Origin of the sequence: Ruegeria sp. HKCCA5763, assembly GCF_013034545.1 — a bacterium.
Classification (GTDB): domain Bacteria; phylum Pseudomonadota; class Alphaproteobacteria; order Rhodobacterales; family Rhodobacteraceae; genus Ruegeria.
Genome location: NZ_WQGF01000007.1, coordinates 154,557 through 167,738 on the forward strand (window position 1 = coordinate 154,557; position 13,182 = coordinate 167,738).

At 56.0% G+C, this 13,182-nt stretch carries 12 protein-coding genes; 9 read left to right on the forward strand and 3 right to left on the reverse strand.

Features of this window, described 5'->3' with window-relative positions:
- Positions 1-11 precede the first annotated feature (11 nt).
- Positions 12-1,928, reverse strand: coding sequence for an adenylate/guanylate cyclase domain-containing protein (locus tag GOV89_RS13505; protein WP_171238426.1), 1,917 nt, complete (start codon positions 1,926-1,928; stop codon positions 12-14).
- Positions 1,929-2,308: 380 nt separating this feature from the next.
- Positions 2,309-3,241 carry a LysR family transcriptional regulator gene (locus GOV89_RS13510; RefSeq protein ID WP_171238427.1) on the reverse strand — a complete coding sequence of 311 codons (933 nt, stop codon included), beginning with the start codon at positions 3,239-3,241 and terminating at the stop codon, positions 2,309-2,311.
- Positions 3,242-3,346: 105 nt separating this feature from the next.
- Between GOV89_RS13510 and GOV89_RS13515 the strand changes: the two genes are divergently transcribed.
- From GOV89_RS13515 to GOV89_RS13555, 9 genes are read left to right on the forward strand one after another with little or no spacing between them, the layout of a single operon-like run.
- Positions 3,347-4,408: a maleylacetate reductase gene (locus GOV89_RS13515; protein WP_171235929.1), complete on the forward strand. Its 1,062-nt coding sequence runs from the start codon at positions 3,347-3,349 to the stop codon at positions 4,406-4,408.
- 25 nt (positions 4,409-4,433) lie between these two features.
- Positions 4,434-5,708, forward strand: coding sequence for an ABC transporter substrate-binding protein (locus GOV89_RS13520; protein ID WP_171238428.1), 1,275 nt, complete (start codon positions 4,434-4,436; stop codon positions 5,706-5,708).
- A 49-nt stretch (positions 5,709-5,757) separates the two neighbouring features.
- Positions 5,758-6,477: an ABC transporter ATP-binding protein gene (locus GOV89_RS13525; RefSeq protein ID WP_171235927.1), complete on the forward strand. Its 720-nt coding sequence runs from the start codon at positions 5,758-5,760 to the stop codon at positions 6,475-6,477.
- On the forward strand, positions 6,477-7,187 hold the full coding sequence (locus tag GOV89_RS13530) for an ABC transporter ATP-binding protein (RefSeq protein WP_171238429.1): 711 nt from the start codon (positions 6,477-6,479) through the stop codon (positions 7,185-7,187). Before GOV89_RS13525 ends, GOV89_RS13530 begins: the two co-directional genes overlap by 1 nt.
- A complete protein-coding gene (locus GOV89_RS13535) occupies positions 7,184-8,047 on the forward strand; it encodes a branched-chain amino acid ABC transporter permease (RefSeq protein WP_171238430.1) in 864 nt (287 codons plus the stop codon). The genes GOV89_RS13530 and GOV89_RS13535 overlap by 4 nt, the downstream gene beginning before the upstream one ends.
- On the forward strand, positions 8,047-9,144 hold the full coding sequence (locus tag GOV89_RS13540) for a branched-chain amino acid ABC transporter permease (RefSeq protein ID WP_171238431.1): 1,098 nt from the start codon (positions 8,047-8,049) through the stop codon (positions 9,142-9,144). The genes GOV89_RS13535 and GOV89_RS13540 overlap by 1 nt, the downstream gene beginning before the upstream one ends.
- 1 nt (position 9,145) lies before the next feature.
- Complete coding sequence (locus GOV89_RS13545; protein WP_171238432.1) at positions 9,146-10,903, forward strand: FAD-dependent monooxygenase; 1,758 nt, start codon at positions 9,146-9,148, stop codon at positions 10,901-10,903.
- A 39-nt stretch (positions 10,904-10,942) separates the two neighbouring features.
- On the forward strand, positions 10,943-11,827 hold the full coding sequence (locus GOV89_RS13550; protein WP_171238433.1) for an intradiol ring-cleavage dioxygenase: 885 nt from the start codon (positions 10,943-10,945) through the stop codon (positions 11,825-11,827).
- Between the two features lies 1 nt (position 11,828).
- Entirely contained in the window at positions 11,829-12,650 is an 822-nt protein-coding gene (locus GOV89_RS13555; protein WP_171238434.1) for a 3-keto-5-aminohexanoate cleavage protein, read from the forward strand.
- A gap of 52 nt (positions 12,651-12,702) precedes the next feature.
- Here the strand turns inward: GOV89_RS13555 and GOV89_RS13560 are convergent, their stop codons facing one another.
- Positions 12,703-12,927 (reverse strand): hypothetical protein, encoded by a 225-nt coding sequence (locus GOV89_RS13560; protein WP_171235922.1) that lies wholly within the window; start codon positions 12,925-12,927, stop codon positions 12,703-12,705.
- Positions 12,928-13,182: the final 255 nt, after the last annotated feature.

The following is a 13,182-nucleotide window of genomic DNA, read 5'->3' on the forward strand; positions in this document are numbered from 1 at the left end:
GGCTAGACGCGTTAACCTCCGTTTTCCACTTCCAAAGGGGCGTACTGTCCTTCGGGTAATCCCACAGCTCTATATGCTTCAACAAATGGACGAATAAGTTCATCCGGTCGCGCAAAACGCCGGTACATCCAAACGATATCGGCGATTTTAATATTTGGGCGGATTCTGTTGAGCCTGTCTCTCGCCGCCAATGCGGCGCTATGTGGACCAAGCTCGGCCAAAATCGCGACCTCAATCGAAACCGACCACCACAGATCAGGCTGCGCACCTTTGCCGTACGTTTCCAATGCTGTTTCATAATCCTCATTTAGGAAGTGATACTCGGCAAGCGCCTGGAACCAGTTCGGGTCTGCTGCATTTGGGTCAAGGGCAATTGCGTTATCAACAAGAGCAGCGCCCAATTCCAGACGCCCGGACCAAATGAACTCGTAACCGATCTGGCCCTGCAGATAACGGTCTGTCCCTAACGCGAGTGCGGTCTCGGCAGATGAGAAAAACCCATCAAGATCGCGCTGAATCTGCAAAACAAGAGCCAACAGGTAATGACTACGCGCCGAATACGGATTCAACGAAACGGCCCTGCGGGCGGCATCTTCGGCCCGAGCGATTTTTTCGTCCTGTGTGCCGTCATACAAACCGGTAAAGAACTTGACGTCCGTCAGAAGCGCCTCGGATAACTGCGCCCAGCCGCGCCAATAATCGGGTTCGTCCTCGACGACACGTTCTATACAACCACGGACGCGCTCTTGAATGTCTCGCCTGTTCATAAACCCGACACGCATCAGAGAACATTCATAAGACGACAAGTGTTCAGGAGATTTCGCGCGCGCGTGCCCGGCATGAATGCGTTTAATCGCGCCACCGGCGTCCCCGACTGCAGAGGCAACTTTTTCAGTAATTTGTAATTGAACGTCGAGAATATTCGATGTTGTGAGACTTTCGTCATACGCATCCGACCAGACCTGAAGGCCTGATGTTGTGTCGATCAGCCGTGCCGTCACGCGAAGGCGTTCTGAAACCTGCCGGACCGAGCCTTCCAGCACATAGTCCGCTCCGAATTTCTGCCTGATACTGCGCGGATCACTTTCTTTCGGATCAACAGTATGGGTGGACTGGCGGGACAATACATTGAGGTCCTGATAACTTCCTAGTTCAACGATGATGTCTTCGCCAATGCCTATCGCCAACAAATCGCGAGCATCAGTGTTGCTAAGGTTTTGAAATGGCAAAACAGCAACCGTCGGGCCAGTTGGTTCCGCCAAAATTACCCTGTCATCGAAAGTCGTGACGTTGGACTGCTCGCGACCAATTCCGATCCACCACGCCAAGAAACCCACCGCGCACAGGCAAATCAGCGCCGATGTGATTGCCATCAATAGGCGTTTGTTTGATAGCCGCCGAGGGGTAGAAGCTCCGTCGTACAAGACCCGGAAAACGCGAACTGGTTCTGCAATGTTCTTAAGTTTTTGCAGGCCAAGATCTTCAAATGCGGCTTCGACCTTGCCCATTGCCTGACCCACGACACTCTCGGAGACCGCGACACCACCAGGGTCGGCCAAACCTTCAAGACGCGAAGCAATATTCACCCCATCACCAAAAAGATCCCCGTCAGCAATCAGGACATCGCCGAGGTTAATACCGATCCGAAGCTGCAGCCGGGATCCATTGGCAAGTGTCGGCGCGGTCCTGGCCACAGCACGCTGAATATCGACACCACAGTTTACGGCATCTACGACCGAAGAAAATTCGACAAGGGCACCGTCTCCCATCAACTTGACGATGCGCCCATTATATCTGTCGATCGTAGGATCAAAAATCTCCGAACGCAGCAATTTGAGAGCGGACAATACCCCCGCTTCATCGTCTCCCATCAACGACGAATACCCAACGACATCTGCAGCCATGATTGCGGCAAGTCGGCGCTGCATAGGACCCTCCTAATCGCAGTCTAACTGATGTCGTAAATTCACGACAGTGCATGCCATGCCGGCTCGCTGCATTCGCGATGAATGACGGCTTTGCCCCCATCCTCTGTCGCCACGCGGCAAATCAGCCAGAACAGGCACCTTTATCGTCTGACCTGCACATCAGCCCAGTTTTTTCCCAAAAGGAAGTCAGGATCAAACAGATCGATTTAGATGCCGGATGAACGGTGTAAGGCGAAAATGGCAAGGTTATGCCACTGATGGAAGAACTATCCATCGCCCAAAATCTACTGTGAAACGACATTAACCTTTGACTCCATTGGCAGCCAAAACGTCGTCGAAGAATTCGTTCTCAGGCTTTTTTCAGGGCCGACCGCTCAGAGCTATCCTGACGCGCTGCAGATCAACCGATCAAGCGTTTCGAACTTCTGCTTGATGAAATCGAGCACACGGTTTGACGAGGCTGACGTGCTACGAGCATTTAGTGTGACGCAGCCCAAGTGACGATCGGGATCACCGATTTTTATCGGAAGTGCCGTCAGAGTTTTTTGCCTTTGCATCATGAAGACCACTGAAAACGGCAGAACAGTCAGGGAATCCGAGCCTGTTAGAACGTTCACAACTGCACTCAGCGACCCGCCGGTAAAACTTATTTTGAAGTCTCGCATACCGATACCATCAAGCGTGTTTCGCAAATCACGAAACAGCGGACTGTTGGCGGGTGGCGCAATCCAGGAATACTCGGTGATATCTTCCAGCTTCACCTCTTTCTTGCGCGCCAATGGGTGCCCAACGCGGCAAGCAATGACGTTTCGACCCGGTAGGATTTGACGAAACTCGTACTCATCTGACACGTCTGCCGGGCGCATAGGGAGAATGGCCAAATCCAGAGTTTCGGCGGACAACTGGGACAAAAGCTCGGTAGGGTATCCATAAGATTGGTCGATCCGAATATTGGGGTACTCGGCTTGAAACTCTGCAATAACGTTCGAGATGACACCGTCCATGAAGATCGGCGTGCCAGCAACCCGTACTGCACCGGCAAGACCTTGACGGTGTTCGTCGACAAGACGGCTTGCATGGCGACCAGCGCTCAGAATTCTTTGACCTTCCTGGGCCAAAGCAAGTCCCAGCTCAGTGGGTTGCAATGGCCTTCGGGTTGGCAGGAATAGAGGCTCCCCCACCCTATCCTCCAACAGAGAGACGCTTCTGGAGACACTGGGTTGCGATTTCCCAAGTAAAGCAGCGCCTTCGGTCAATCCGCCGGCTTCGACAATAGCGGCAAGAATCTCGAGATGTCTTGGATCAAGCTTCATAACCCAATGTTATATTGAGCGTCGATAATTCGATCAAGAGTGCTGTCTTTGCCTGCTAGCGTTTCCTTCAGATCTGCAATCCAGCGCTTGTCAGGAATTCGCCCAATGGCTCTCAGTACCATCAGTATCAATGGCCAGAAAGTCCGGTTCGGCGTAGGTTTGCGTGACGACATCTGCACGGAACTAACAGCGCTGAGATCGAACAAAGCGCTCATCCTTTCGACACCTCAGCAAGTCGATATGGCCATGGAGCTTGCGACAACTGTTGGGGATCGTGCTGCGGGTGTCTTTACGCGAGCAACGATGCACACCCCGGTCGACGTGACGGAAGAAGCGGTTGAACACGCCCTGTCTGTAAATGCGGATAGCATCGTGTCTATCGGAGGAGGCTCAACGATTGGCTTAGGCAAGGCGATTGCCCTTCGGACCGATTTGCCGCAAGTCGCCATCCCGACCACATATGCCGGCAGCGAGGCTACTCCGATCCTGGGTCAGACTGAGGATGGCATCAAAACTACCCTGACAGACCAGAAGGTTCTGCCGCGGGTCATTCTGTACGATCCGGAACTTGTTGCCTCATTGCCGCCCGCAATGACCGTGACCAGCGCCTTGAACGCGATGGCTCATGCCGCCGAGGCGCTTTATGCCAAGGACCGAACTGATGAGACCACGGAATTGGCTATCGACGGTCTGAAGGCGTTTGCAGAGGGACTGCCAACCGTTGTCGGAAACCCCAACGACCTGAAAGCCAGAGAAGAAACGCAGCGTGGTGCATGGGCCTGCGGTACGGTGCTTGGTCTGGTCGGAATGGCGTTGCATCACAAGCTTTGCCATACGCTGGGCGGGTCATTCAATCTGCCACACGCGGAAACCCATGCGATCATTTTGCCCCATGCCATCGCCTACAACGCGGTGGGTGTGCCAGAGCTGCTGGAACCCGTGTCAAATATTCTCGGTGGCTCTAAGCCAGGCCAGGCGCTTTGGAATTTTGCCAAAAGCATGGGCGCGCCGATGGCTTTAAAGGACCTTGGACTTTCCAAGGCCGATCTGGATCGCGCCACCGAAATCGCACTCAACAACCCGTATTGGAACCCGCAACCGGTCACTGCTGATGGGCTGCGGGCGCTTCTTCAAAACGCGTGGGCAGGCACTGCCCCAAGCGTTTGACTTCACCGTGTCAAGGGAGGGACACATGATCACACGACGCAAATTGCTGCAATCCAGCGCTGCAACCGGCCTGGGATTGGCCGCCGGCACGCTCGCTGCGCCCGCTATCGCTCAGGGCGCCAAGATCAAGTTGGGCTATGTCAGCCCGCAATCAGGTCCTCTGGCCGCCTTCTCCGAGGCAGACAAGTTTATTCTGGAGAATTTCGCCGCATCCGAAGCCGGTGCGAATTTCGAAGTCATCGTCAAAGACAGCCAGTCGAACCCGAACCGAGCGGCAGACGTCGCGGGCGAACTGATCGTGGATGATGAGATCGACCTGATGCTGGTCGCTTCGACACCCGAAACGACCAACCCGGTTGCCTCGACCTGTGAGGCCGAGGAAGTGCCGTGTATTTCCACCGTTGCGCCCTGGCAGCCATGGTTCATCGGCCAGCAGGGCAATCCCGGTGATCCAGCCAGCTGGGAGCCGTTCTATTACGCTTATCACTTCTTCTGGGGCCTTGAGGACGTAATCTCGGTTTTCACGGCAATGTGGAACCAGTTGGAGACCAACAAGCAGGTCGGTGCGCTGTTCCCGAATGACGGCGATGGCAACGCTTGGGGCGACCCAAATGTAGGTTTCCCGCCTGTTCTCTCAGAGTTGGGTTACACATTGACGGATCCCGGGCGGTACCAGAACCTTACCGATGATTTCTCGTCCCAGATCAACGCGTTCCGGCAGGCGAATGTTGAAATCGTAACCGGCGTTCCGATCCCGCCTGACTTCACCACTTTTTGGAGCCAGGCCAAACAGCAAGGCTTCACCCCGAAAGCCGCGAGCATTGGCAAGGCCATCTTGTTCCCGCAAGCCGTCGAAGCTTTGGGCAACGCAGGCAACAACCTGAGCTCTGAAGTTTGGTGGTCCCCCACCCATCCGTTCTCGTCATCGCTGACCGGCGCAAGCTCGGCTGAACTGGCGCAAGGGTACATGGCCGCCACCAACCGTCAGTGGACCCAACCCATCGGCTTTGTGCATGCGCTGTTCGAAATGGCAGCAAACGTCATGGGCCGGGTTGATGACGCGGGTGATGGGGATGCAGTGGCCGAAGCCATCGCAGCTACGCAGCTTGACTCCATTGTTGGCCGGATCGCGTTTGATGGTGCGGGCCTGCCGCCCTTCGCTGCGCAGAACGTTGCCAAAACGCCCCTGGTCGGGGGGCAATGGAGGCTGCTCGACAATGGCAGCTATGATCTTGTGATCGTCGACAACTCTTCCGCGCCCGAAATTCCGACCGCGGGTGTGATGGAAGAAATCTCCTGATCGCAATGAAATCAACGCCCCGGATTTATTCCGGGGCAGGAACACCGGTATGACCATTCTTTCGCTTAAAAACGTCTCGAAAAGCTTCGGTGCTCTGACCGTCACCGACGATGTCAGCTTCGACGTCGAGCAAGGCCAAGCCCTTGGGATCATTGGCCCAAACGGGGCCGGGAAGTCGACGCTGTTCAACCTGATCACGGGCAACCTGACCTCTGATGCGGGATCGATCCATTTCGATGGTGCTGACGTTACTCGGGTGCCACCTATGCAACGATGCTTGTCGGGCATAGGGCGATCGTTCCAGATCCCTCAGCCGTTTGATCATCTGACTGTATTCGAGAACCTGCTGGTGGCTGCGACGCATGGACAGAACAAGTCCGAACACGAGGTCGAACAGAACTGCGCCCGCATTCTTGAGCAAACGGAATTGCTGGAAGTGGCCAATGACACAGCTGGTGGATTGCGGCTGCTGCAACGCAAACGGCTAGAGCTGGCGCGCGCCATGGCAACAAACCCAAAGCTGTTGCTGCTGGATGAAATCGCCGGAGGGCTGACCGATGCGGAATGCACCGCGCTGATCAACACGATCAAGGGGCTGCATAGCAGTGGCGTCACGATCATCTGGATCGAACATGTCCTGCATGCGCTCACATCGGTCGTTGAACGGCTGCTGGTTCTGGATTTCGGGAAGGTGATCGGTCTGGGCGATCCGGACGAGATCATGAACAGCCGGGAAGTCAAAGAAATCTATCTAGGGATCGAAGTCTGATGAGCCTGCTACAGACCCATTCGCTGACCGCCCACTACGGAGATTTCCAAGCCCTGTTTGGCGTGGATGTGCATCTGGATGAAGGCGAAACAGTTGCCATCATCGGTGCAAACGGGGCGGGCAAATCGACCCTCATGCGCTCGATCTCGGGTGTTCTGACCAACGGGACAGACCAAGTGCGCTTTGACGGACAGCCCATCGGAGACCTCGGTGCGGACGAGATCATGGCGCGCGGAGTGGCCATGGTACCCGAGGGGCGTCGGCTGTTTCCTTCCCTAAGTGTCGAGGAAAACCTACTGATCGGAACCTATGGCCGAAAGGTATCGGGCCATTGGTCCCTGCAAACAATCTACGACCTGTTCCCAATCCTGAAAGAGCGCCGGAACCATCCCGGTACAGCCCTGTCTGGCGGGCAACAGCAGATGGTTGCAATCGGTCGCGCTCTGATGAGCAATCCCCGCGTTCTGCTATGCGATGAGATCAGCCTTGGCCTCGCACCTGTAGTCATCAAGGACATCTACGATGCCGTCCCTCGCATTCAGGAGGCCGGAGCCAGCCTCATCGTTGTGGAACAGGATATTGGCCAGGCAATGAAGGTCTCCGACCGCGTCTATTGCATGATGGAAGGCCGCGTCACACTGGAAGGCACAGCAGACACGCTCAGTCGCGAGGCCATACACGACGCCTATTTCGGAGGAGCCGCCGCATGATCTGGATCGATACCATCATTCAGGGTGTTTTGCTGGGCGGGCTTTATGCGCTGTTTGCAGCAGGCCTTAGCCTTGTGTTCGGGATCATGCGCTTGGTTAATCTGGCCCATGGTGATCTGATCGTCTTTGCCGCCTATCTGATCCTTCTGTTGGTCTCGCTGCTAGGGCTCTCTCCGTTTCTGGCAGCCATCCTTGCCGCACCGATCATGTTTGGCGTGGGTTGGGCTTTGCAGAGACATGTGCTGAACCGCGTGCTGGGGTCTGATATCCTGCCGCCCTTACTTGTGACGTTCGGTTTGTCGGTCGTCTTGCAGAACGCATTACTCGAAGGCTTCTCGGCGGATAGCCAGCGGCTCCCTGCGGGCGAAATCGCAACGGCGTCCGTTCAGATGGGCGGGCTGAACCTCGGCGTTCTGCCGTTGCTGACCTTTGCCTCGGCGATCCTTGTGATTGTCGGTCTGAACCAGCTTTTCTATCGGACGGAACTGGGCCGTGCGTTCCGCGCGACCTCGGATGATGCGGTGACGGCGGGTTTGATGGGCATCCGCCCAGAACGTATTTTCGCGACCGCGACAGCCATCGCAATGCTCGTGGTGACCTTGGCAGCGCTTTATCTGGGAATGCGGGCGAATTTTGACCCCAATATCGGCCCAGCGCGCCTGATCTATGCCTTTGAGGCTGTGATCATTGGTGGCCTCGGCAGCCTATGGGGCACGCTTGTCGGAGGCATCATTATCGGTGTCGCTCAGACTGTCGGCGCGGCGATCAATCCCGAGTGGCAAATCCTGGCCGGTCACCTGGCCTTTCTTATCGTGCTTCTGATCAAACCCAGGGGCCTGTTTCCAAGGGCGGTGGACTGATGGCTGATATTTCGACGTACCGTGTCCAGACCCAGACCCGCGCCTCTTATAGCGCCGGAGCTGTCTGTATCGCTTTGATCATCCTGTTCATCCTGCTGCCGACATTTGCCAGTCGGGGATTGATCCAGGACTTGTTTTTTATCTTCACCATGCTGGTGCTGGCACAGTTCTGGAACTTGCTCGCGGGGTACGGCGGTTTGGTCTCGGTCGGTCAGCAAGCCTTTGTCGGTATGGGTGCTTACGCCATGTTCGGCGGTGTCATCCTTTGGGGCATGGACCCTGTTCCGGCGATCCTGCTGGGCGGTGTTGCGGCCCTGATTGTTGCAATACCCACGGCTTTCTTCGCCTTCCGGCTGCAAGGGGCCTATTTCGCCATCGGCACGTGGGTCATCGCCGAGGTCATGCGCCTGCTGGTGGCCCAATGGAAAGTGCTGGGTGGCGGCACCGGAACTTCTCTGCCCCGCACCGCAACGCGTGAGATGTGGGCGACTGACTGGATCCAGACCGCGTTTGATGTGCGCGGCGCTGCAGCGCGGGATATCCTGACCTATTGGCTGGCCTTGGTGCTGGTAATCGCAACGATTGCAGGCATCTATTGGCTGCTCAGAACCAAACGCGGGCTGGCGCTGGCTGCGGTCCGCGACAACGTCGAAGCAGCGAAATCCGTCGGCGTCGATGCGGTGCGGATGAAGTGGCTGGTCTACTTGGTCTCCGCCGCAGGAACCGGGCTGACCGGCGCTCTGATCTATGTGCAAAAGCTGCGGATTTCGCCGGATGCTGCGTTCTCGGTCACCGACTGGACGGCCTATGTGATCTTCATCGTCGTGATCGGCGGAATTGGCACCATCGAAGGCCCGATCCTGGGCGTGCTGATCTTCTTCATCTTGCAGAGCCTGCTGGCCGACTACGGCTCCTGGTACCTCATGGTGCTTGGTCTAATCGGGATCGCCGTCATGCTCTTCGCCCCCCGCGGTCTGTGGGGGCTGATCTCAGAAAAGACTGGGCTGCAGATTTTCCCTGTGCGCCGTCGCCTTGTGCTGACGAACCCAAAGGACGGCCTCAACTCAATTCAATCTGACAAACAGAGGGAGGCGTAACATGGCCACCATCACAACGGATGTCCTGATCATCGGGACCGGCCCAGCGGGGTCTGCAACGGCGGCTTTGCTGTCCAGCTACGGCGTCGAGAATATGGTCATCAACCGCTATCGCTGGCTGGCCAATACGCCGCGGGCACATATCACCAATCAGCGCACGATGGAGGTGCTGCGCGACCTTGGTCACGAGGTTGAAGCAGAGGCCTACATGCACGCAGCGCATCAGGACTTGATGGGTGAAAATGTGTTCTGCGAAAGCCTCGCGGGCGAGGAAATCGGACGGATGAAAAGCTGGGGTAATCATCCTCTGTCCAAGGCTGAACACCTGCTGTCCAGCCCGACGATGATGAACGACCTACCGCAGACATTCATGGAACCGATCCTGTTCGGTACGGCCTGCCGCCGAGGCACGCAAGCGCGGATGAGCACCGAATACTTGCGACATGAGCAAGATGCAGATGGTGTGACAACGACGTGTTTGGATCGTTTGTCGGGCGAAGAAATCACGATCCGGTCGAAATATTTGGTCGGCGCGGATGGGGGCAATTCTCTGGTCGCCGAACATGCCGGTCTGCCTTTCGAAGGTCAGATGGGTGTCGGCGGGTCCATGAACATCCTGTTCCGGGCAGATCTCAGTAAATACGTCGCGCATCGGCCATCGGTCCTCTATTGGGTGATGCAACCCGGCGCGAATGTCGGTGGCATCGGCATGGGTCTGGTCCGCATGGTCCGCCCATGGAACGAATGGCTCATTGTTTGGGGCTATGACATCAACCAACCAGCGCCCGAAGTTGACGAGGCCATGGCTACGCAGGTTGCGCGCCAGCTTGTTGGCGACCCCGAGCTTGAAATCGAATTGATCAGCGCCAACACCTGGACCGTCAACAACATGTACGCGACCCATATGCAGAAGGATCGCGTGTTCATCATGGGTGATGCGGCGCACCGCCATCCGCCGTCAAACGGGCTGGGGTCGAACACGTCGATTCAGGATAGCTTCAACCTCGCCTGGAAACTGGCGGCTGTCCTGAAAGGTCATGCAGGAGAAAACCTGCTGGACAGCTACAGCGAAGAACGTGCGCCAGTGGCAAAGCAGATCGTCACACGGGCCAATCAATCCATCGGTGAATTCGGACCGATCTTTGAATCGCTCGGAATGGCCGAAGGCGTCGACCCAGAGGTCATGCAAAGCAACCTTGAGGCGCGCTCAGGATCAACGCCTGAAGCCGCAGCACAAAGACAAGCCATCCGCGAGGCGATTGCCTTCAAGAAGTATGAGTTCGATGCACATGGCGTGGAAATGAACCAACGCTACGACTCCTGTGCGATTGAAACGGATGGTCAACCCAATCCCGGTTTTGATCAGGATGCCGAGCTGCACTACCAGCCGACGACATGGCCCGGTGCGCGCATTCCGCATGTCTGGGTGTTCGATCATGACACCGGGAACAAGCATTCAACGCTGGATCTGTGCGGTCGTGGAGAATTCACTGTGCTGACCGGGATTGGTGGCGAGGCATGGGTAAAAGCAGCCGAGATGATCGCGAAAGAGCTGGGCATGCCCATTCGCTGTCACGTTATCGGCCCGCGCCAGACCTATGTTGACCACACCGGGGATTGGGCGCGCGCGTCCGAGATTTCGGATACAGGCTGTTTGTTGGTCCGTCCTGATCAACATGTGGCGTGGCGCTCAGCCGATATGGTTGCGGATGCCGAAGCCGAACTGCGTCGCGCGCTGACAACAGTACTTTCGCGATGAGCCAATCTGGAGCAAACTTACACAAGTCAGGAGGCCAAAATGGACTCGCATGAGATGGGATACTTTACCGAAGAAAACTCGGCCGAGGTCGTCACCGCACGGAACAAAAACGCAGAAAGCGAACGGCTGAAGCAGGTGATGGAGGTCATCACGCGAAAGCTCCATGAAGCCGTGAAGGAAATTGAACCAACGCAGCAGGAGTGGTTTGAGGCGATCATGTTCCTGACCAAGGTCGGGCACATGTGCGATGACTGGCGGCAAGAATACATTCTCCTGTCCGATGTTCTGGGCGTGTCGATGCTGGTGGATGCCGTGAATTCTCGTCGTCCAACCGGTGCCTCCGAGAACACCGTGCTGGGTCCTTTCCATGTGGGCGGCGCGCCGGAATATGAGATGGGGCACAACATTTGTCTCGACCAAAAGGGTGAGGACATGGTGGTGCGGGGTCGTGTCACCGATGTGGAAGGCAGCCCGTTGGAAGGCGTCAAGATTGATGTCTGGCAAGCCAATGATGACGGGTTTTACGACGTACAACAGAAAGGCATTCAGCCCGATTTCAACCTGCGCGGCGTCTTCACAACCGGTGTTGATGGGACCTATTGGTTCCGTGCGGTGCGGCCAAAGAACTATCCAATCCCGGATGACGGGCCGGTTGGCGATCTGTTGAAGCGTCTGGGACGGCACCCGTTTCGGCCAGCGCATCTGCACTATATCGTGTCGAAAGACGGGTATGACGACCTGACAACCCATATCTTTGATCCCGATGACAAATACATCAACTCGGACGCAGTATTTGGGGTCAAAGAGAGTCTGATCGCAGAGTTCAATCGCGTCGATGACCCGGCACGATCTACAGAAGTTGGCTTTGAGGGCCCGTATTGGGACGTTGAATTCGATTTCGTTCTTGCCCCCAAAGAGGCGTGACATGGCAGAGCCTTGTATAATTTGCGTCGCGATCACCGGGTCATTGCCGACCAAGGCCAACAACCCGGCGGTGCCGATAAAGGTCGAGGAACAAATCGAAAGCACACACGCGGCATTCGAGGCAGGAGCGACGATCTGCCATGCTCATGTTCGCAACGATGATCAAACACCGTCGAGCGACCCTGAGAAGTTCGCAAGGTTGAAAGAGGGGCTGGAGAAACACTGCCCCGGTATGATCATTCAGTTTTCAACCGGAGGACGGTCCGGAGCGGGCAAGACGCGTGGTGGCATGTTGCCGTTGCGACCGGACATGGCCTCTTTGTCGGTAGGATCGAACAACTTCCCCACACGCGTCTACGAAAACCCGCCCGATCTGGTCGACTGGTTGGCGGCTGAGATGGTGACGTATGACATCAAGCCTGAGATCGAAGCCTTCGATCTCAGCCATATTCTGAAAGCGGCTGAGATGCACACGAAAGGGCAGATAAAAAACACGCCCTATGTGCAGTTCGTCATGGGTGTCAAAAACGCAATGCCTGCTGATCGGGACGTCTTTGATTTCTACGTGAAAACTGTCAACCGGCTGTTTCCGGGGGCACCTTGGTGTGCGGCCGGCATCGGTGCGCAACAAGAGGTTCTGAACCACTGGGCGATTTCCTCAGGTGGTCATGCGCGAACAGGGTTAGAAGATAACGTGCGCCTGGATCGCAATACGCTGGCACCATCAAACGCAGCGCTCGTGATGCGGACTGCTGAAATCTGCGCCCAGTACAATCGTCCGGTTGCCACAGTTGATCAGGCACGAGACATTCTGGGGCTGTAAATCGGGATTACGGACTATCAAGAAATGACTACCCCGGGCCAAAACGACAGGTCTAAGGCTCGAATTTACTTTGCGGCGGTGTTCGCTCAAGTTCTTGCGTGATCGGGATATGGTCGGCAACATCACCCGGCGGTAGCTGGAATTGACCTTTGAACCAATCCGCCGCCTTCCATGCCTTTTTGACTTGCTCAATCATGTCTCTGGACAATGAAACGAAGTTCCACCAGCCACAACGCACCTCCCTCAGCGATGCGCGTAAGGTTGCGATAAGACGCATACCCTATTCACCTGTGCGAACGCTTGTTTTGCCACCAGGTCCAAGGATCATCATTTGCCCCAGCAACTGAAAATGCACATCTGGCGAAAGTATGACACCGACGCAGAATGTCTCAGACTGCATCGTAATGGGGCTGGATTTTCCACAAGCCGCTCTTGGCTGTGTTCTGGCACACAGTAATCTCTGGGTATTTGTCTTCCGGCGCAGCTTCTCCAATTTCAAAAAAACAGCCTTCTGCACGATCGATAAGACAAA

Coding starts and splice junctions, on each gene's coding strand:
- GOV89_RS13560 (WP_171235922.1), bottom strand. CDS start 12,927: ATGCGTCTTATCGCAACCTTACGCGCATCGCTGAGGGAGGTGCGTTGT.
- GOV89_RS13530 (WP_171238429.1), top strand. CDS start 6,477: ATGAGCCTGCTACAGACCCATTCGCTGACCGCCCACTACGGAGATTTC.
- GOV89_RS13555 (WP_171238434.1), top strand. CDS start 11,829: ATGGCAGAGCCTTGTATAATTTGCGTCGCGATCACCGGGTCATTGCCG.
- GOV89_RS13505 (WP_171238426.1), bottom strand. CDS start 1,928: ATGCAGCGCCGACTTGCCGCAATCATGGCTGCAGATGTCGTTGGGTAT.
- GOV89_RS13550 (WP_171238433.1), top strand. CDS start 10,943: ATGGACTCGCATGAGATGGGATACTTTACCGAAGAAAACTCGGCCGAG.
- GOV89_RS13535 (WP_171238430.1), top strand. CDS start 7,184: ATGATCTGGATCGATACCATCATTCAGGGTGTTTTGCTGGGCGGGCTT.
- GOV89_RS13520 (WP_171238428.1), top strand. CDS start 4,434: ATGATCACACGACGCAAATTGCTGCAATCCAGCGCTGCAACCGGCCTG.
- GOV89_RS13510 (WP_171238427.1), bottom strand. CDS start 3,241: ATGAAGCTTGATCCAAGACATCTCGAGATTCTTGCCGCTATTGTCGAA.
- GOV89_RS13525 (WP_171235927.1), top strand. CDS start 5,758: ATGACCATTCTTTCGCTTAAAAACGTCTCGAAAAGCTTCGGTGCTCTG.
- GOV89_RS13540 (WP_171238431.1), top strand. CDS start 8,047: ATGGCTGATATTTCGACGTACCGTGTCCAGACCCAGACCCGCGCCTCT.
- GOV89_RS13545 (WP_171238432.1), top strand. CDS start 9,146: ATGGCCACCATCACAACGGATGTCCTGATCATCGGGACCGGCCCAGCG.
- GOV89_RS13515 (WP_171235929.1), top strand. CDS start 3,347: ATGGCTCTCAGTACCATCAGTATCAATGGCCAGAAAGTCCGGTTCGGC.